The organism is Paenibacillus sp. WLX2291, from assembly GCF_046603665.1.
Lineage (GTDB): Bacteria > Bacillota > Bacilli > Paenibacillales > Paenibacillaceae > Saccharibacillus.
The window spans coordinates 3,462,049-3,479,851 of record NZ_CP176755.1; the positions used below are offsets into that span (position 1 = coordinate 3,462,049).

General features: G+C 47.6%; 21 protein-coding genes. 3 read left to right on the plus strand and 18 right to left on the minus strand.

Annotated elements, in window-relative coordinates:
* Window positions 1–259: 259 nt before the first annotated feature.
* From ACDE64_RS14725 to ACDE64_RS14755, 7 genes are all read right to left on the minus strand, one after another.
* The gene (locus ACDE64_RS14725) at window positions 260–1,231 is read right to left on the minus strand and encodes a biotin--[acetyl-CoA-carboxylase] ligase (protein ID WP_411347323.1); all 972 of its coding nucleotides are present in this window, start codon (window positions 1,229–1,231) and stop codon (window positions 260–262) included.
* Window positions 1,231–2,730, minus strand: a complete 1,500-nt coding sequence (locus ACDE64_RS14730) for a CCA tRNA nucleotidyltransferase (RefSeq protein ID WP_411347324.1) — start codon at window positions 2,728–2,730, stop codon at window positions 1,231–1,233. The genes ACDE64_RS14725 and ACDE64_RS14730 overlap by 1 nt, the downstream gene beginning before the upstream one ends.
* Window positions 2,731–2,739: 9 nt before the next feature.
* Complete coding sequence (bshA, locus tag ACDE64_RS14735) at window positions 2,740–3,900, minus strand: N-acetyl-alpha-D-glucosaminyl L-malate synthase BshA (protein ID WP_411342893.1); 1,161 nt, start codon at window positions 3,898–3,900, stop codon at window positions 2,740–2,742.
* Between the two features lie 26 nt (window positions 3,901–3,926).
* Window positions 3,927–4,622, minus strand: a complete 696-nt coding sequence (gene bshB1, locus ACDE64_RS14740) for a bacillithiol biosynthesis deacetylase BshB1 (RefSeq protein WP_411347325.1) — start codon at window positions 4,620–4,622, stop codon at window positions 3,927–3,929.
* A complete protein-coding gene (locus ACDE64_RS14745) occupies window positions 4,619–5,047 on the minus strand; it encodes a methylglyoxal synthase (RefSeq protein ID WP_411347326.1) in 429 nt (142 codons plus the stop codon). Before ACDE64_RS14745 ends, bshB1 begins: the two co-directional genes overlap by 4 nt.
* An 85-nt stretch (window positions 5,048–5,132) precedes the next feature.
* Window positions 5,133–5,936, minus strand: coding sequence for a 4-hydroxy-tetrahydrodipicolinate reductase (dapB, locus tag ACDE64_RS14750; RefSeq protein WP_411347327.1), 804 nt, complete (start codon window positions 5,934–5,936; stop codon window positions 5,133–5,135).
* Window positions 5,937–6,143: 207 nt separating this feature from the next.
* Window positions 6,144–6,503 (minus strand): nucleotide pyrophosphohydrolase, encoded by a 360-nt coding sequence (locus ACDE64_RS14755; RefSeq protein ID WP_411342896.1) that lies wholly within the window; start codon window positions 6,501–6,503, stop codon window positions 6,144–6,146.
* A 367-nt stretch (window positions 6,504–6,870) separates the two neighbouring features.
* Between ACDE64_RS14755 and ACDE64_RS14760 the strand changes: the two genes are divergently transcribed.
* Window positions 6,871–7,746: a YitT family protein gene (locus ACDE64_RS14760; protein WP_411342897.1), complete on the plus strand. Its 876-nt coding sequence runs from the start codon at window positions 6,871–6,873 to the stop codon at window positions 7,744–7,746.
* Between the two features lie 210 nt (window positions 7,747–7,956).
* Here ACDE64_RS14760 and ACDE64_RS14765 read toward each other — a convergent pair whose 3' ends face one another.
* Complete coding sequence (locus ACDE64_RS14765) at window positions 7,957–8,703, minus strand: SDR family oxidoreductase (protein WP_411347328.1); 747 nt, start codon at window positions 8,701–8,703, stop codon at window positions 7,957–7,959.
* Window positions 8,704–8,969: 266 nt separating this feature from the next.
* Here ACDE64_RS14765 and ACDE64_RS14770 point away from each other — a divergent pair, with 266 nt between their 5' ends.
* Window positions 8,970–9,347 carry a MerR family transcriptional regulator gene (locus ACDE64_RS14770; RefSeq protein ID WP_411342899.1) on the plus strand — a complete coding sequence of 126 codons (378 nt, stop codon included), beginning with the start codon at window positions 8,970–8,972 and terminating at the stop codon, window positions 9,345–9,347.
* A 170-nt stretch (window positions 9,348–9,517) separates the two neighbouring features.
* Here ACDE64_RS14770 and ACDE64_RS14775 read toward each other — a convergent pair whose 3' ends face one another.
* From ACDE64_RS14775 to ACDE64_RS14805, 7 genes are all read right to left on the minus strand, one after another.
* Window positions 9,518–10,171, minus strand: coding sequence for a DUF1405 domain-containing protein (locus tag ACDE64_RS14775; protein WP_411342900.1), 654 nt, complete (start codon window positions 10,169–10,171; stop codon window positions 9,518–9,520).
* A 221-nt stretch (window positions 10,172–10,392) separates the two neighbouring features.
* A complete protein-coding gene (locus ACDE64_RS14780) occupies window positions 10,393–10,632 on the minus strand; it encodes an IDEAL domain-containing protein (RefSeq protein WP_411342901.1) in 240 nt (79 codons plus the stop codon).
* A gap of 23 nt (window positions 10,633–10,655) precedes the next feature.
* Complete coding sequence (locus ACDE64_RS14785; RefSeq protein WP_411342902.1) at window positions 10,656–11,162, minus strand: gamma carbonic anhydrase family protein; 507 nt, start codon at window positions 11,160–11,162, stop codon at window positions 10,656–10,658.
* Between the two features lie 243 nt (window positions 11,163–11,405).
* Window positions 11,406–11,981, minus strand: coding sequence for a histidine phosphatase family protein (locus ACDE64_RS14790; protein ID WP_411347329.1), 576 nt, complete (start codon window positions 11,979–11,981; stop codon window positions 11,406–11,408).
* 48 nt (window positions 11,982–12,029) lie between these two features.
* The gene (locus ACDE64_RS14795; protein WP_411347330.1) at window positions 12,030–12,350 is read right to left on the minus strand and encodes a hypothetical protein; all 321 of its coding nucleotides are present in this window, start codon (window positions 12,348–12,350) and stop codon (window positions 12,030–12,032) included.
* Window positions 12,351–12,541: 191 nt separating this feature from the next.
* Entirely contained in the window at window positions 12,542–13,168 is a 627-nt protein-coding gene (locus ACDE64_RS14800) for an anti-sigma factor family protein (RefSeq protein WP_411342905.1), read from the minus strand.
* Window positions 13,165–13,761, minus strand: a complete 597-nt coding sequence (locus tag ACDE64_RS14805) for an RNA polymerase sigma factor (RefSeq protein ID WP_411347331.1) — start codon at window positions 13,759–13,761, stop codon at window positions 13,165–13,167. Before ACDE64_RS14805 ends, ACDE64_RS14800 begins: the two co-directional genes overlap by 4 nt.
* 859 nt (window positions 13,762–14,620) lie before the next feature.
* Between ACDE64_RS14805 and ACDE64_RS14810 the strand changes: the two genes are divergently transcribed.
* A complete protein-coding gene (locus ACDE64_RS14810) occupies window positions 14,621–14,779 on the plus strand; it encodes a hypothetical protein (RefSeq protein ID WP_411347332.1) in 159 nt (52 codons plus the stop codon).
* Window positions 14,780–14,789: 10 nt separating this feature from the next.
* Here ACDE64_RS14810 and ACDE64_RS14815 read toward each other — a convergent pair whose 3' ends face one another.
* The 3 genes from ACDE64_RS14815 to ACDE64_RS14825 all read right to left on the minus strand — a co-directional run bounded on the left by ACDE64_RS14815 (window position 14,790) and on the right by ACDE64_RS14825 (window position 17,670).
* A complete protein-coding gene (locus ACDE64_RS14815) occupies window positions 14,790–15,644 on the minus strand; it encodes a hypothetical protein (RefSeq protein ID WP_411347333.1) in 855 nt (284 codons plus the stop codon).
* Window positions 15,641–16,159 (minus strand): sigma-70 family RNA polymerase sigma factor, encoded by a 519-nt coding sequence (locus ACDE64_RS14820; RefSeq protein WP_411347334.1) that lies wholly within the window; start codon window positions 16,157–16,159, stop codon window positions 15,641–15,643. Before ACDE64_RS14820 ends, ACDE64_RS14815 begins: the two co-directional genes overlap by 4 nt.
* 404 nt (window positions 16,160–16,563) lie before the next feature.
* Entirely contained in the window at window positions 16,564–17,670 is a 1,107-nt protein-coding gene (locus tag ACDE64_RS14825; RefSeq protein WP_411347335.1) for a prephenate dehydrogenase, read from the minus strand.
* Between the last annotated feature and the right edge of the window lie 133 nt (window positions 17,671–17,803).

Consider the following 17,803-nt stretch of genomic DNA (forward strand, 5'->3'; position numbering starts at 1 on the left):
CCAGAGTGAAATCCAAATTTCACTAATTTCCGCGATAAAATAGATAGCTGTTTACGAATCGTATCTATATCCGATTTTGCCACCCGGATTTGTGGAGTATTGCGCAACAATTGCTACTGTTGATCGCATTTCCTATCCAGATACCTGTTGCCCTTGATAAACGATATACAAGGCTGGCTGGACGATTAGCTGTAATACAATAGTGGCTGCAAAAGATATATAGCTACAAAAAGCATAAAGCGCTTAACACATACAATGCTCAGAAGCCGACTTCACCAGAATATACTGGCAAAACCTGTCCATCTAGCTGTTCCAATAACAGCTCGCCATTCGGTCCCAATCCGCGTGCGATGCCTTGCAAAGGACCTTGCAGCGTTTTGACCGTTACTTGACTGCCTATGGCAAACGCCAGCGCTTCCCACAATGCCGAAATCGGTGCGAATCCATCCCGATTGTACAATCCATATAGCGATTCCAGCTCGCTCATAATGGCGGTTACTACTGCTGTGCGATCAACTGGCTCACCGCGCTGAATACGCAAGGAAGTTGCTACCGGACGCACATCCTCCGGTAAATCTTCCGGCGCCAGATTGACATCAATACCGAAGCCTGCCAGCGCATAACGTACGTATCCGTCCTCAGCAGCGGATTCCACCAGAATGCCGCATACTTTGCGACCGTCGATGAGCAGATCGTTCGGCCATTTGATGCCAATATCCAAGCCGCTTACATTGCGTAATGCGCGACAGATCGCTACCGCCGCCAGCAACGTGAGTTGCGATGTATATTGCAATGGTTGCTGCGGACGCATCACAACCGTCATCCATACGCCGCGACCAGGTGGCGAATGAAACCGTCGTCCCTGCCGACCGCGACCAGCGGTTTGTTCCTCAGCGATAACCAGTGTGCCTTCCACTGCTCCCTGCTCGGCAAGCTCGCGTGCTACATCCTGCGTCGAACCGATCGAATCCAGCAGATGCAGCGGCTGTCCCCACGATGTGCTTTTGCTAAGTTGCAATCGCAGCGATACCTCGTCAAAACGGTCAGGATAGCGCACGATTCGATAGCCTTTGCGGGAAACGGAGTCAAATTCATAGCCTTGCTCCTTGAGCCGGTTAATACCTTTCCAGATCGCGGTACGGCTCACCGACATCAGGCGGCTAATCTCCTCACCGGAAATGTATTCGCCCGGACGTGCCGTTAGCAATTCCAGCAATTGTTCATCACGCATTATGCCCGCTCCCCTTCCCCGTGCCGTCGGACGGCATATTGTACGATAGTATCTGTATCATTTGCCAGATCGCCAACCGCTACATGCAACAGAATCTCGTTCATCAGCTGTCCCAGCCATGCACCACCACGCGTATCCAGCGCCGCCAGCACTTGCTGTCCGTTGATGTTCACATCGGCAAGACTCCATACCGTTTGCTTCGCCAACCATTCCGCAGCATGATCAGCTATCTCATCCAATAGCGATAATGGCGCATCTTGCGACAGCGTATAGTGCAGAAGCAACCAATGCACAGCGGCTTCACGTCCATAATGGATAACACCTTCTGTCCAGATGCGAAAAGCTGCACGGGATGGTTGTGCTTCGTCAACCACTTCCTGCTTGGAACGATCGCCCTCTTTTACATCATAATCAGACACAGATGCATCCTGCATTGATTCGGTATCATCGTCAGGGCATGATGGCAATGATGACTCCGACGGGAACGGTTGCTGTATTCTGGATTGTGTCTGTATATTCAGCCATTCATGTAGTCGGATCAAACGAGCAATCCGTTCGGTAAACACATTCGCAAATGTCCATTCCTTCATCGTCGGACGCACATGATCGGCATTCAGCCCGAGCGATAGCGCGATCAGCGTCCAAGTAAGCAACGAACGGTCAAGGGACGTCTGCTGCCATAATGACTGCTCGTGCGCGCTGCGGCTACTGAGTTCCTCGATCCGCTCATTCCACTTCAGCGGTGTCAGATCATCCAAATGCTGTAACAGCTCCGGGCGCTGCGGTGGACACGGCACATGAATCTTCATATGCTCCACCAATCCGCTGGCGCGTAGCAACTCCACACCTTTCAATGGATGCGGCCCAGCGATCATCTTCTCCATCTCTACCCGAATACGTTCGGCAGCGATATAAGAGATCAGCTCCCGGCGATGCACGAGTGCCTGCCATGTCGTATGTTCCAATTCAAAATCAAACACCGATGCAAAGCGAATCCCGCGCAGCATACGTAGTGCATCTTCTTCAAACCGTTCCTCTGCTTCCCCGACGCAGCGAATAATCCCTTTTGCCAGATCATCCCGACCGTTGAAAGGATCAACGTAGTCATCATTCAACCCACGCGCAATCGCATTCATCGTAAAATCGCGTCGCCGCAAATCCTCATACAGATCGCTAACAAACTCCACCTGTTCTGGACGCCGATGATCCACATACTGACTCTCCGTACGATAAGTCGTCAGTTCAAAATGCTCGCCATCTACAATGACCGTTACCGTACCATGTGCAATCCCGGTCGGCACCGTATGTTCAAATAGATCTATCACCTGCTCTGGTGTCGCATTCGTGGCGATATCCATATCGTTAATCGGTCGACCGAGTAGCTCATCGCGTACACAGCCACCGACAAAATAACCTTCATATCCGTGATCGGCGAGACGGCGGAGCAGGGAAAGCCCCTGTTCCGCCGTCTGCGCGTCCACCCATTTCCATTGTACCATCGCGTAATCTCAACCCCGTACCGGAGAAGGCTGTGGCATGGAGCGCCCCAACACCCGGTAATATATTTGTTCGTACTTTTCCATCATCAGATCATTACCAAACTCCTGCCGTGCGCGTGCAATACAGTTACGGCGCATCTGCTCCATCTGCTCGTCATGTTGCAGCAGTTGAATCGCATAATCTGCCATTGCATCGGTATCGCCAATGTCCGCCAGATAGCCCGTTTCACCGTGAACGACCAGCTCTGGAATACCGCCTGCATGGGAGCCGATCGTCGGCACGCCGCATGCCATCGCTTCTAGCGCGACTAGACCGAAGCTCTCCTTTTCTGAAGGTAGCATGAGAATGTCCGCCATCGAGATCACCTGCGGAATATCGTCCTGCTTGCCGAGAAACTGCACACGCTCCGTCAAGCCCAGCTCTTGAATGCGGAACTGAATTTTCGGCAGATCCGGTCCTTCGCCAACAAACAGCAGCCGTGACGGCACCTGTTCATTGATACGGGCAAAAGCTTCCACTACATCGCCTACCCGTTTCACCGGGCGGAAGTTAGAGATATGCATAATGATGCGGTCGTCGCCAAAACCAAAATCGTCGCACAATTCCTGCGTTTCACGCGGATAATATACTCGCTGATCGACAAAGTTATATGTCAGATCAATATCGCGTGTAATATCAAGCAGTTCACGCGTTTCACGAATCAAATCCTGCGAAACGGCGGTAACCGCATCACTTTCGTTAATCGCCAAGCGAATCAGATCCTTGAGCGATTCATCCTGCGCTAGCACGGTAATATCGGTGCCATGCAGTGTCGTTACTACTTTTAAGTGCTCGCCGATCATCTGCTTTGCCAGAAATGCGCATACTGCGTGTGGTACAGCATAATGCACATGCAGAACATCCAGTTGCTGCATTTTGGCAACCTGCGCCATTTTGTTGGCGAGGGTTAGATCGTACGGCGGATATTTGAAGACATAATAGTCATTGACTTCAACTTCATGGTAGAAAATATTTTTGTGAAATGTTCCGAGACGAAAAGGTACGCTATGCGAAATAAAATGCACTTCATGCCCTTTTTCGGCAAGTAGCTTGCCAAGTTCCGTAGCCACGACACCGGAGCCGCCAAGTGAGGGGTAACAAGTGATGCCTATTTTCAGCATCGTGTCCATTAGGGCAATCTCCTTTCAATCTGCTATTACAACAGCATATCCGCCACAAACGGCGTTTTAATCACAAAGCTCTCCGCATACGGAATCAGACTGCGCTGACCAGCGATTGCATCGCGGTACTGCACACGTTCCACATACCCTTGCGTAAGCGGCGTTGCCACCGTATCCATACCCGCCAGACCGAATTGCGACGCATAACACGATAACGCCTGCACTTTCCGCTCATACTGGGCGGTCACATCGATAACAACATTTGCCGGAACCGTATCATTAATAAAATAATAATAGATCTGTTCTACTTGCACCGGCGGTAATTCCGGCATGTATCGGCGCAGCTTGGCATTGAATACCGCTTCTTCCACCAATCGGCTGCACCATGTATGATCCGGGTGCCGATCTTCCCAATACGGGGCGAAAATAATCCGCGGCGCACATTTGCGAATCTCTGCCGTAATGACAGCCAACTGCTCCTGTGTACGCTCCAATCCGCGATCTGGCAAACCAAGATTGCTACGGTACGCTAGTCCCAGCACGTCAGCCGCCGCAGCCGCTTCCTGCTGGCGCAACTCCACCGTACCGTTAGACGACATCTCCGCATACGTTAGATCACAGATGCCGACCTTCAGACCGGCATCGCTATGTTTCACAATCGTTCCCGCCATGCCGATCTCCGCATCATCAGCATGAGCGCCGAAGACGAGAATATCCAGCTTATCACTCATTTCAATTCGTCTCCGGCTGGCTTATATTTATGCGTCAACTCGCGCCATGCAAAATCGCCACGATCCAGCGCCTTCACCAGAATCTCAGCAGTAGCAATATTGGTCGCTACCGGAATGCCCTGCACATCGCAAATGCGCAGCAATGCCGTAATATCTGGCTCATGCGGCTGAGCCATCAACGGATCACGCAGGAAAATAATCAGATCCAGTTCATTTTGTGCAACCAGTGCACCGATCTGCTGGTCGCCACCAAGCGGACCAGACATAAAACGGTGAATCTTCAACTCGGTCTGCTCCATAATCCGTTTCCCTGTCGTACCGGTCGAATATAGCTGATGACCGTGGAATACATGCTCATAGGCGGTGACAAAGTTAACGATCTCGTCTTTTTTACGATCATGCGCAACAAACGCTATCTGGAACATGGCAATCTCCCCTAATCTGTAGTCTGTATCTATTCATTTCTTCCTGTAGACTGGATACGTGAATCCAAATACTCTATCTGCCAACTCAATCTACAAATTGTTCAAATCCGTAAACCATACCGGTATATTCCATAACCTTCTCGATCCCGATCTTCACACCCGGCATGTAGCCAGCACGCTCATAAGAATCGTGGCGAATTTTCAATGATTGACCGAATGCGCCAAAGATCACTTCCTGCTGCGCAAATACACCCGGCAGACGCACACTATGAATGCGGAAGCCGTCGTATTCGCCGCCGCGCGAACCCGGAATCGTTTCTTTTTCGTTCGGATTGCCTTGTTTGAACGAATCTCGCACTTCCTTTACCATCTCTGCTGTCTTTACAGCTGTACCGGACGGTGCATCCAGCTTGTGATCACCATGCGTCTCGATAATCTCCAAATGTGGAAAATGCTTGGCAGCCTGTGCAGCAAAACGCATCATCAGAATGACACCAATCGAGAAATTCGGCGCGATCAGCCCGCCAATATTCGCCTGTTTACACGCATCATCCAACTCCTGAATCTGCTCCGGTGTATACCCAGTCGTACCCATCACCGGACGCACACCCGCAGCAATCGCCAGCGTCGCATGCTCATACGCAAATTCTGGTGTTGTAAAATCAACCAGCACATCCGCCTGCACTTCATCCAGCGCTTGCTTCAGATCCGCTACCAGTGCGATGCCCGCATGTCCTACACCGACAAGCTCGCCCGCATCCTGTCCAGCGTTGGAGCGTCCGATGGCAGCCGCCAGCTCCAATCCTTCATCGCCAAGCACCAGCTTGACCACTTCCTTGCCCATTCGCCCGCCTGCGCCGGCTACTATTACTTTGATCAGTTTACTCATACGTTGTCTCCTTTATACGATTCCTATGGAATGCGTTTAGCGTTACTGCATCATGCAATGTTTACGATGCTGCAAGCATACATGGATATCCATTTCTGTATAATTTTCGAACCATAATTTCTAATTGAATCACACGAGTCACTATATCCGGTATGTTGCATTCTATGTGTACAATGTAGAATTTCGTGTATGTCTACGTTGCCTATGTTACGCCTGTTCTTCCGTATTCGACGCTTGACCATCTTCGATGCGTGTCCAGCGGTCTTTGTCACGGGTATTGAATTTGTGCATGACCTGATTATGTGCTTCCGTCAGATCAATGCCTAAAGAATTGGCAAAACAGATCGTAATAAACAGGATATCGCCCAGTTCCAGCTCAATCGAATTGTCCGCTTCATCGCTCTTTTTCGGCTTTTCACCATACGAATGATTCACTTCGCGCGCCAGCTCGCCCACTTCTTCGGACATACGTGCCAGCATCGCTAATGGGGAAAAGTAGCCTTCTTTAAACTGGGAAATGTATGCGTCCACTTCTTTTTGCATCTCTGCCATTGATTTCTGTGTCATGATTTACCTCCGTACGTGCATATTCGTCAGATTTTCACATGTATCGATTGGCTACTGGAGCGATATTTCGCTGTCTCATAGCTAATCTTTGATTCACATTTACGTGTTGAGCAGCATAAACATAACGTCTTCTGCATAGGTATGCAAGTGTGTTGCGACGCTGTCTAAGCTAGCTATTGCCGAATGTCCGAGTTGCCCATATAGTAGGGAATGGAGCAAGCATAGATGTCATGTTCAACCGCACAACCTTGTTCCACCTTATGACGTCATTCACACAATATATCATTACCATGTTAGCGCAAAGCCTTTTTGAAAACAAATCCTTTTTTGCTCAAAATGACATACTCAATCAATGGAGGGAGTCTATATGCGGCAATCTGTTTGGAAACAACTACGCGTAATTGTGCCGATTCTGTTCGGTTCAGCAATTTATGCGTTTGGTCTACTCTATTTTATAATTCCGAACAAGCTAATGGAAGGCGGCGTTACCGGGATTACGATTCTGCTTAATTATGCGTTCGGGATTGCTCCGGCATTGTCTACGTTATTGTTGAACATTCCGCTGTTTCTGATCGGTCTGAAAATGCTCGGTTGGCGACAGATGATCTATACCGGTGTGGGCATCGGTTCGTTGTCCTTTTTCCTGTGGCTGTTCGAGTTGCTGATCAAACTGGACTGGATTACACCATTTCAGACGGAAAATGATTACATACTTGCGGTATTGTATGCCGGTGTGACGCTTGGACTCGGTCTGGGGATCGTCTTCCGCTTCGGCGGCACGACTGGCGGTTCGGATATTATTGCTACGATTCTGAATCGCAGCTTTGGTTGGAGTATCGGGCAGATTATGCTGGCGATTGATATTCTGATCATCGGCTCCTCGCTATTTTTTATATCCAAAGAATTAGTGCTGTATACACTCGTCACCGTATTTATCGCGACCAAGATGATCGACTTTATTCAGGAAGGTGCGTATTCTGGCAAAGCGTTCACGATCATTAGCGATCATGCGGAGGAGATTGCTGATCAGATTATGCTGCAACTGGATCGCGGCGTTACACTGATCCCAGCAGTAGGCGCGTACTCCAAGCAAGCGAAACATATGGCATATTGCGTCGTATCTAGACAGGAGATTCGCCGGGTGCACATGATTGTCAAAGCTATCGACACCCGCGCCTTCGTTATTATCAACGAGGTGAACGATATCCATGGTGAAGGCTTCCGCGAAGAAGTCCGCCACTAGTCATACGATGTAAATTCAGTCTATTCTACATGTATTTACATTCAAAAAAGCAGCTCTACCACATTCGATCTGAAAAGATCAGCGTGGTGAGCTGCTTTGTATATGTGTATAGGTATACGTTTCAAAATAAATAGTAGTCAGTATACATCATAGTTCATTGATCCAGCATATGTTCGTTGTTGTTTGGTTGTTTGTCATCTTCTCCTGACTTTACAGCGATTGGCTGGTCGGACGAACGATGATTTCGTTAATGGTAGTAGAGGCGGGTTGTTCAATCGCAAATTTAATAATATTCGCAATTTCCTGTGCATCAAGCTGTTTCCATTCCGCCGAACCAAGCGCATCCATGGCGGGTACCACTTCTTCATCCGTAACCGTCTTATACAATTCCGTTTGCACCGCTCCGGGCGAGATCAAAGTCGCACGAATATGCTGGTCAGGACGCGATTCTACTCTTAGCCCCTCTGTAATAATGCGAACTGCATGTTTGGTAGCACTGTATATAGCGCTTGTTGGAAAGGTGACATGACCGGCAATCGAAGAAAAATTAATGATATGTCCTTCCTTACGCGCTTCCATATGTGGATACACTGCGGCAATGCCATATAACACTCCCTTGATATTCACATCAATCATACGATCCCAGTCGTCCACTTTTAACTTGCGGATAAACGATATCGGCATAATGCCTGCATTGTTGATCATAACGTCGATTTGACCATACGTATCCAGTGTTGCGGCTGCCAATGCTTGCATTTGTTCTAGCGACGTGACATCGGTGACATGATAATTTGCGATTCCACCGGCTTGCCGAATGCGTTCGGTTAACTGCTGCAATCGGTCTTCACGTCGTGCAGCCAGCATGATTTTCATTCCGCTGGCTGCCAACAATTCGGCGGTTGCTGCCCCCATTCCACTGCTTGCTCCTGTAATGATAACAGTTTTGGTTAATGTCATCGTATTGCCCTCCTGCATGATAGAAATATAGTTCGCCTGGACAGATTCAGGCTGTATTCCTAGCATACGGCTTACAGCTTTCTATAACGCAAGCATCAATAATCAGGCACAATACAGACCTGCAATTCGCTTTTTATGTTGGTTTATCAACAAAAACTCCCTCCTTTTGCATCCAAATGCTAAAATAAAACCCAAAGACAGCAGAAACCGTTACTTTTGGTGAACTCTTCTCGTTACAGTACACTCTAAGGCAAGGAGCGAACATAATGAAACTTACAATTAAGGAAGCTGCCCAGCAGACTGGCATTAGTGCATATACGCTGCGTTTTTATGAAAAGGAAGGCTTGCTGCCTATGATCGAACGAGATGATCATGGCAACCGTGTGTATGATGAAGAAAGTCTAGAATGGCTCGATTTTGTAACGTCTCTGCGTTCAACCGGCATGCCACTTGCTCAGATCAGACAATATGTCGACTGGTATCAAGAAGGTGATCTTTCCATTACACAGCGCAAACAATTGATGCTAGATCACAAAGCCAAAGTAGAACGGGATTTACAGCAAACGCTAAGTTATTTGGAAAAAATCAATTACAAAATAGCTATGTACGAATTTCAGGAAAACCAATTCAAAAAGCTGCCCTGATCTGAATCCAACATGAATGGATATCGTTCCATAACAAAAGGCTCTACACTATAGGTGCAGAGCCTTTATCGTTGCGTTCATATTCCAATATCAAAGTTGTCTGTTCATTTCATCCGTGCGATGATTCTTATAAACAACTCATCCTATCCCTATAGCATAGAGTATACACCCTACATTCCATATGACCGTTGCTTGCTGCGCTCCCCTTTTGCCAGCTTCACTGCCAGCGCTCCGATCAAAGTCGATATCAGCGTCAACGACACCGTAAAGTTGCGCACCTGATCCAGTCGATTCACCAATTGTTGTGTCAACCACGGATACACACCCTGCCCATAATCCATATAATCATTGAGCAGCGTCCAACATAACGCAATCAGCAAAGACGTCCAGCGGAACATGAAAAAGCGTACATACAACAGTGCCTCAATCGCCATCGCCAGATGCGATACAGTTAGCATCCAATTTTCCCAGACTAGCTCCTGCCCAAGCGCAGCGCCCCAGAAGATCATCACTACCGCCCACACGCCATACTTGACCGACGTCACAACTGCCAGCGCTTCAAACAGCACACGCATTCCTTTGGCCCATTGTCTGCGTGGCGGATACAGCAAAAATACAAGCGCAATACTAAAAAACAAACTTGCCGTCGGACTGTCCGGCACAAACACGACAATCCAGGCAGGCCAATGCTCAAGTGTATACTCCATCTGCAATGCGTACCAGTAATACCCATAGATCGTACCCAGCACATTGCAAATCAGCAATAACCACAAAAATCCGCGATTCGTCAAAAAATCTCTACTCCAAAAATAAGAAATCGGCATTCCCCAGTCTCCTTCATCTCGACCCTGCACTATGCAAATCTTCACATCCACACATCACCTATCCCTTTCATTGTAAAAGTATATCCAACTCTTACGCAAGACCTATATCCAACTTCAACCCTACCTATGCTCCCGTAACAAAAGATAAAGCCCACCCTTTGATCCGGGTGGACTTTTATCGAGAATCGTTGTGTATAGTATATTTCCAAGAAAGTATGTGATTAGTGAGACAATGTTTTACGTTCATCATGCTCCTCTTCCGGGAACTCCACTTGAATCGCTGGTGTCAGCGAACGCAGTTCATTTGTCCATTGTTGAAAAGCTTGCTCGTCCCGATCCGCAAGTGCACGATCGATCAGTTCATTCAGTTCTTCCACCCGATGTTCGCGAAGGACTTGATCCCATACCATTTCTGCAGCCAGACCCAACATAACTTCGTAAGTTACTTTCATCTTGTACATAGGGCGCACCTCCATCATGCTATTCATGGATTTCTGAACTCTGCTCCTTTGTCCACATAACTCTGTGTCGTTTTGGCCATTCGCTGCAAGTCGTCTTCCGTCAGTTCACGGATAACGCGTGCTGGCGAGCCAAGAGCAAGAGTGTAAGGCGGTATCGTTTTGTTCTCCGTCACAATTGAACCTGCACCGATCAACGAATATTCTCCAATATTCGCCCCATTCAGAAGAATAGCGCCCATGCCGATCAGTGAACCTTTACCGATCCGGCAGCCGTGCACAATCGCTGAATGTCCGACAGAAACGTCATCTTCGATAACAAGGGGATGAATTTCATGAACATGACCTACGGCAAGATCTTGAATATTACAGCGTCGTCCAATCTGCACAGGGGCAAGATCGCCGCGAAGTACCGCGTTAAACCAGACACTGCTGTATTCACCAATGCTAACGTCTCCGATCAGCTTGGCGCCCTCTGCGATAAATGTATTGCTATCCACTTTGGGCCAGATATGATGGTAGGGTAGTAACATGTCATCCGCTCCTTATCTGCATTTTAACCAAAATTCCTGTAAGCGTATCAACAATTTTGTAAAAAAAGAGGACATTTAAATAAAAGAATTGTCATATTTCGCAATTCCCCCTTTATGATTGCCCTGGTACATCCTATCTAGTTATCGGCAGTTTACAGCTCAAAGCCCTTGCTATATGCATAAAAACCAGCTTTACGAGCTGCTCACTTCCAATTATAGCCAAATAGCCCGGCAGATGCCAGGCTAATTCAAATGATCGATATTATTATATAAAATAGTGTTCCATCGTTCCGCTTCCCATTCCAGAATCGTCAACGACAGGTTGCCAATGCGCCGACTATGCTGCTCCTTCATCAGCAGCGTGAATAACTGAGACATCAATCCACCGTGGCTCACCACAAGGATATTGTTGTCTGGAAATTGCTGACGCGTCGCTTCCATAAATTCCATCGCCCGCGTACCGAGTACATCTACCTTTTCCTGCCCCAGCTCCAGCGTTTCCCAATCTGTTCCCCACTTCGTCTCGCGCTCTTCCCAAGTCAATCCTTCGATTTGACCAAATCCGCGTTCCTTGAGCCGTTCGTCCGGTTCCAGCAATGGAATATTCAGCCGCTCGGCAATGATGCTCGCAGTCTCATGGGCACGCTGCAAATGACTGGAAATGATATGATCCCATTGGATCGGTCCTGCCGCCAATCGTTCGGCAAGCAATGAAGCCTGTCTGCGTCCTTCTTCATTTAGCGGAATATCGCTCTGTCCTTGAATGCGTCCAAGCGCATTCCAATCTGTTAAACCATGTCGAATCAGTCCGATTTGCATAAGCGGTTATGTCATCCCTTCCCTATGTAAAATGGATTGCCTGCTTGCTCAGACAAACGGGCTGCCTGCACGAGTCACTTCCTGATGAATAACTAGCGGATCGGAAATGAGTCCATACTTCTCGTCTTCAGGATACGTAACCGCAATCTCTGGATGTTCTCCAGCAAAATGGCGAATCGCTTCCCACGACGACCAGACCGTACACAAAAAGAAATGTGCATACATTCCCTGCTGCATGACCTGAATATAGGCTCCCAGATTGCCTTTGATACTTTGCGAATGCTCGACACCGGTTTTGTGCAAATGCAGCTCAAATGCTTGCTGCTGATCAATCGGTACAATCCCGTGCCATGTTCTCGTAATTGTCAATTCAGCTACCTCCTTGCATGTAGCAAAAAGTATAAACGACACCTATACAAAAAATCAACCCGCTTCACTGCGTCTATGCAGTAAAACGGGTTAGCAAGCTCTATGGGCAAATGATAACACCCACAGAGTCAAATATTCATCGATATTCATCTAGGTGCGCATACATGCGCCCGCTCCAGTGAAGCGTCATATTATTGATGCCGTGGACGTGCCAGTAGACGCAGCGATACTAAAGCCAGCAGCATGCCAACGACCGATAAGATCATCCAGTATTGCGGGTGGCTCGGGTCCATCGGAATCACGAGCGGATCGATCAATCCGCGTTCCGAACCGGAAAAATGCAGCGATGAATGCATTACGGTTGTCGCATCGCTAGTAGCTACACCAGTCGGAACTATACCGTTCACACGTTCCTGAGCGGCTTCTTTATTAAAGCTACCGGACATATCCAGTGTCAACAATACAAAACTGCACAGGAAGACTGCAATCAAGCCAGCAATCCAAAAAGAGAGGCGTCGACGGAACATACGCGAGATCGGCCCGCGGCGGATATCATTTTGCATGACCCACGGCGTCTCCGCGTAGATACGCTCCATCACATTGTGATTGACCTGTTCGGCACGCATCGTTAAGTCTGGATCATGTTCCAGCTCAACCGCTTCCGCCTGAATCCATTCGCGACTCTCCTGCCAGAGCGCAAACTCGGCAGCGCAGTCGGAACATTCACGTATATGCTTATCCAGCGCCACACGACGTGGATCGTCTGGCGCTAAATCCCAATAGATTCCGAAAACAAGTTCGGCCTCTCTGCAATTCATTTTGTATTCATCCCTTCGATTGGCTCATCGTAGACCGAATCGTAAAAATACGGCTCTAACCGTGTTTTTACACTCGCTCTCGCACGAAACAAAAGAGATTTGACGGAGCTGACACTTTGACAGAGGATATCAGCAATTTCCTGATAATCCAACTGGTCATATTCGCGGAGGATCAAAGCGGACCGCTGCTTTTCGGGCAATTGGTCAATCGCATCCCGTACCATCTGCACACGCTCACCACGGAGAACGGCGTGTTCTGGAACCATACTGCTCGGAGCTACAGGCGTATAGCCGCTCTCTTCCAAAGGCACATTGCCCGCCTTGTGCTTGCGTAGCTCGCTAAGCACCGTATTGCGTGCAATCGTGTATAGCCAAGTCGAGAATGAAGCATCTACCTCGCGGAAGGAATGCAGGCTTTTGTATGCCTTATAGAACGTTTCCGAACATAGGTCCTCAGCCATCATTTCCAGATTGGCGCTTTTCAGCATATGGTAAATGAATGCCAGGATTTTACGCTGGTAACGGCGCATAAGCTCAGAGTACAGCTCAACATCACCGTTCTTTATTTCCTGAATGATCAGGGAATCTGTCATTGAAATGCGACCCTCCTCATTGCTGCCGCCGCATCTTCCTGTTCCTATGTATTCATTAGTACTGAACAGGGCGGCAAAAGTTGCGGTTCATGACTGAAAACCCGCACTTTACAGCAATTCACTGATTTTATAAGTAGATGGAGTGCCTGCTGGACAGCATGCAGGCGGATAACGGACAATCATCAAACACGATTTACGACCAAAAGGGAGAGCTTGCAGTCTTGCCATCTATACGATCAATAGATCATTCATATTCATTAGAAATACAATTATCACGAGCAGACAAAGAAACACAACCTTTATATCATACCTGACTTTTAGACGTAACGCAAAGTCGAAAGGTTGCTGAACATGCCAAAATCGTGCTGAATTCAGCGTTGTAAACAATCAATGTAAGGGATTGCAAATCCGACCGAGTAAGCAGAAAACAGGTGTGTTGCATTATGTATATTCATTGAAGATGTCTGCTAACCCGCTGTATACTTCCAGTTGCATGCTTTCCATACTGGTCACGCGTTTTTCGTAGCAGCTGTGATTTATGTAAACATTCTTTTCCTTTATATCACAAAATGATAGGTGGTATCAAATTTGGCGATATAGTGTTGAACAGCAAGTATGATCTTTTCAAACGATACGATCTCTGGACAAAAAAAGAAACCGCTAACAATTGTTAGCGGCTGAGTTCCCTATTTCAGAAACTCCAGTTATTGGATAGGAGTGGAGAGAAACCATACTGTAGTTACAGTATACTGTATGCGCTTTCATTTAGTCAACCCCTTTAAGTAATTTTTTTGAAGTTTTTTAATTATTTTTATATTTTATAAAAAACACCCCCTTGCTCTAGCTTGAGAGCAAAGGGATGCTGATGCTGATGCTGATGCTGATGCTGATGCTGATGCTGATGCTGATGCTGATGCTGATGCTGATGCTGATGCTGATGCTGATGCTGATGCTGATGCTGATGCTGATGCTGATGCTGATGCTGATGCTGCCAAATGGTACGGATTTGCTACAATGATGTCTAGCTTTTATTTGGGTCTGCTATTGCTCATCCAGCTATCCACGCGGAAATCATGCTGATCCGGTGATTCGGTAGATACTTGCTTCAGCTTCGCTTCCGCCTCTTCTTTCGTTTCGTATTCCCCAATAACAGCTGCATACATCTCACCGGATGTTTTGATAAAGGAAATGTCTTCGTTCGGGTACAGCTCCTCCAGCATGGACAATGATTCGCCCATCGGCATACTTTCGGTACGCAGCGCGTAGATCATATGTGGCTCTGTGAGTGTAGCGTCAGAACGCAGCGTCAACTCCAGATAGCCTGGGTTCTGATATTCGGTAATCGTATGGATTACTCCGTCCTTCAGCTCCACGACAAAACGCATCGCCGAATCATCCAGAATGACAACCCGATACACATCTTGTACCAATGGCAACTTGCGCAGATCTTGCGTCACTTGATCATAATCGAATGTACGAGCACCATTGATTGTAAAGATCAACCGGTTCGGTGCATCCTTCTGCACCACTTCATAGGCAGGAACCCGATCCATCAGGTCTTTCCCATCGTTGCTAAAATGGATCTGAACACTGTTTTCAGTGACTTTGGTTTCTACATGCGCTCCGTCGGTCACTTCCCCACCTTCTCCGAATTGCAGTACTTTGACGATGCTACCTAGCACTGGGATATTGTACATGGCATTGGCAACAGTCGGAATATTAACAACGAGCAGGAACGCAATACAGGCTGCAATCAGTGAGCTATACCGAACGATGCGATTCGTTTTGCGCTGCTTTTGTCTAGCTTTCTGCTGGGCGCGATCCATGACATCGGTTAGTTGCTCAGGAACAGGAATATTATCGTAATGTTGTTTTCCGATCATACCGATTCCACCTCTCCTTCAATCAAATACACTTTCAACTGTTTGATGATCCGATAAAATCTTGATTTTACTGTATTTTCGGGTACGGATAGTACATCCGCCATTTCTTTGAATGAGAGATTCACAAAATATTTTAAAATGATATATGACTTATCTTCCGGTCGCAATCGATCCAGTGCATTGTACAAATCCATCTTATCTTCCAGCGATACGCCCTGTGAGGTAGCGGCAAATTCCTGCGTATAATCTTCAAGATACGTGATCCGCTTGTTACGACGCGTATGGTCAATCGCTGTATTGATCACAATGCGTGACATCCATGAATCAAAGTACGTGACGGAATCAGCTTTGCCAAAAGCGAGATAGCCTTTGTACGTAGCTTCCGAGACGATGTCCAATGCTTCCTGTTCATTTTTTACATAGCAGTATGCCAGCCGATACAATTTTTCACGAATACTGGTTACTTTTTCACTAAACTGCTTTTCTTTGATTTTGGTTCGGTTCCATCTGATCACTTCTGATAAACACCCCTTATCGACATATATGCATATCCAATTCATCGGATTGGTATCATTCTCAAGCGCTTGAGTTCGTACTGCCTGTTAGACTGCTGAGCAAGGGAAATAGTTCTACGATTCTCAATTTTTTTGAAAAATCGGCGATTGCCCGACCTCAGACTACATCTATCCAGGCAGATTGAGTAGCGTTGCACATAAAAAATGCACCTCCTGTGATCATCTGCTTCCATCATGGAAATTCCGATGTTCATGTAAGAGGTGCCTTATATTGAGGTGTATACAATCATGTCAAATGATAGTGCCATTGTATCTACTATGCAAATGCCAGACAAGAGTGATGTACGTAGCTTGTCATAGCGGTAACTGGTAACGATCCATATATATGGCTATGGCTATATCCGTTACACACGTGCGAATACACTGTACTGGCTATCCAGCAGCATTGCTTTTGCCTGCTCCATATCGTGTTCATTGCGGAACGAAAGACGCATCACGCCCGGTACATCTTCCCGGCTCTCAATAATCTGCACATTGCTAATATTGATGCCACGATTGCCGATTTCGGTTGTGATTTTACCGATAATGCCGGGATGATCGGGTACGTCGAGATACAGATCGTACAGAGTCGTAATCATGCCCTTGCGGCGTTCCGGCAATTCGTCACGGAATGCACCGGCTTGCTCAAACTGCTGTTCGATGCCACGCGCGTCCTGATTGTGCAGCAGCTCCACGAATTCCTGCACACCCTTGTTCCAGTCTTTCAGCAAATCCAGTACGATATGCCGATTGTTCAGCAAAATATCGCGCCAGACGATGGGATCGCTGGAAGCAATGCGCGTAATATCACGGAATCCGCCCGCAGCCAGCATTCGGTATAGCGGATTATTTTCATTATAGCCACGAATCTGATTGACCAGTGCTACGGCAATGACATGCGGCAGATGGCTGATTGCGCCGACAATCTCGTCGTGCAGCACCGGTTCTACCTTCACTACCTGTGCACGCGTATGACGTGTCAACAGCTCAGCGAGACGCTCGTACGCCGCAGCTGGTACATGATCCGGCGGCGTCAGTACATAGTACGCATTTTCAAACAGCAACGCCGAAGCTGCACCGACACCAGAGCGTTCGGAACCCGCCATAGGATGACCGCCGATAAAATGCACGCCGTCGCTCAGCTTCAACTGTTCTGCACAGGCGTTGATTGATGCCTTCGTGCTGCCAACATCGGTAATGATGCAGCCTTTTTTTAATGGTAGGCGGCTTAGTTGTTCCAGATAGCTGTTCAGCAAACTAACCGGTACGCAGAGGAAAATAAAGTCCGCGTCCAGTGCTGCTTCTTCTACCGAAAGTGTCGCATGATCCACAACCTGTCGCTCTTGAAACGTATGTATCAATTCGGGCAGGTGTGTATATCCAGTTATATGCAGTCCCGGCTTGTCTTTAAAGCAAAGCGCCAGCGAACCGCCGATTAGCCCTACACCGAAAATCGCAATATTTGTCGTCATTAGTATCCCACTCATTCTTTATCGATTGTCTTTCCTGCTGCGTTAAAGCAGCAGAATCCATGATGCTGTTTAACAGTCGAATGTTGCGCCGTGCTGCCGATTGCAGCAGTCACGGCATCTTGCATTCGCCTGA

Excerpts from the sequence above, each read along its gene's own strand:
- ACDE64_RS14770 (WP_411342899.1), top strand. The coding sequence starts at position 8,970 with ATGAAACTTACAATTAAGGAAGCTGCCCAGCAGACTGGCATTAGTGCA.
- ACDE64_RS14765 (WP_411347328.1), bottom strand. The coding sequence starts at position 8,703 with ATGACATTAACCAAAACTGTTATCATTACAGGAGCAAGCAGTGGAATG.
- ACDE64_RS14760 (WP_411342897.1), top strand. The coding sequence starts at position 6,871 with ATGCGGCAATCTGTTTGGAAACAACTACGCGTAATTGTGCCGATTCTG.
- bshB1 (WP_411347325.1), bottom strand. The coding sequence starts at position 4,622 with ATGAGTGATAAGCTGGATATTCTCGTCTTCGGCGCTCATGCTGATGAT.
- ACDE64_RS14755 (WP_411342896.1), bottom strand. The coding sequence starts at position 6,503 with ATGACACAGAAATCAATGGCAGAGATGCAAAAAGAAGTGGACGCATAC.
- ACDE64_RS14800 (WP_411342905.1), bottom strand. The coding sequence starts at position 13,168 with ATGAATTGCAGAGAGGCCGAACTTGTTTTCGGAATCTATTGGGATTTA.
- ACDE64_RS14805 (WP_411347331.1), bottom strand. The coding sequence starts at position 13,761 with ATGACAGATTCCCTGATCATTCAGGAAATAAAGAACGGTGATGTTGAG.
- bshA (WP_411342893.1), bottom strand. The coding sequence starts at position 3,900 with ATGGACACGATGCTGAAAATAGGCATCACTTGTTACCCCTCACTTGGC.
- ACDE64_RS14775 (WP_411342900.1), bottom strand. The coding sequence starts at position 10,171 with ATGCCGATTTCTTATTTTTGGAGTAGAGATTTTTTGACGAATCGCGGA.
- ACDE64_RS14785 (WP_411342902.1), bottom strand. The coding sequence starts at position 11,162 with ATGTTACTACCCTACCATCATATCTGGCCCAAAGTGGATAGCAATACA.
- ACDE64_RS14810 (WP_411347332.1), top strand. The coding sequence starts at position 14,621 with ATGCTGATGCTGATGCTGATGCTGATGCTGATGCTGATGCTGATGCTG.
- ACDE64_RS14730 (WP_411347324.1), bottom strand. The coding sequence starts at position 2,730 with ATGGTACAATGGAAATGGGTGGACGCGCAGACGGCGGAACAGGGGCTT.
- ACDE64_RS14815 (WP_411347333.1), bottom strand. The coding sequence starts at position 15,644 with ATGATCGGAAAACAACATTACGATAATATTCCTGTTCCTGAGCAACTA.
- ACDE64_RS14745 (WP_411347326.1), bottom strand. The coding sequence starts at position 5,047 with ATGTTCCAGATAGCGTTTGTTGCGCATGATCGTAAAAAAGACGAGATC.
- ACDE64_RS14725 (WP_411347323.1), bottom strand. The coding sequence starts at position 1,231 with ATGCGTGATGAACAATTGCTGGAATTGCTAACGGCACGTCCGGGCGAA.
- ACDE64_RS14780 (WP_411342901.1), bottom strand. The coding sequence starts at position 10,632 with ATGTACAAGATGAAAGTAACTTACGAAGTTATGTTGGGTCTGGCTGCA.
- dapB (WP_411347327.1), bottom strand. The coding sequence starts at position 5,936 with ATGAGTAAACTGATCAAAGTAATAGTAGCCGGCGCAGGCGGGCGAATG.
- ACDE64_RS14790 (WP_411347329.1), bottom strand. The coding sequence starts at position 11,981 with ATGCAAATCGGACTGATTCGACATGGTTTAACAGATTGGAATGCGCTT.
- ACDE64_RS14825 (WP_411347335.1), bottom strand. The coding sequence starts at position 17,670 with ATGACGACAAATATTGCGATTTTCGGTGTAGGGCTAATCGGCGGTTCG.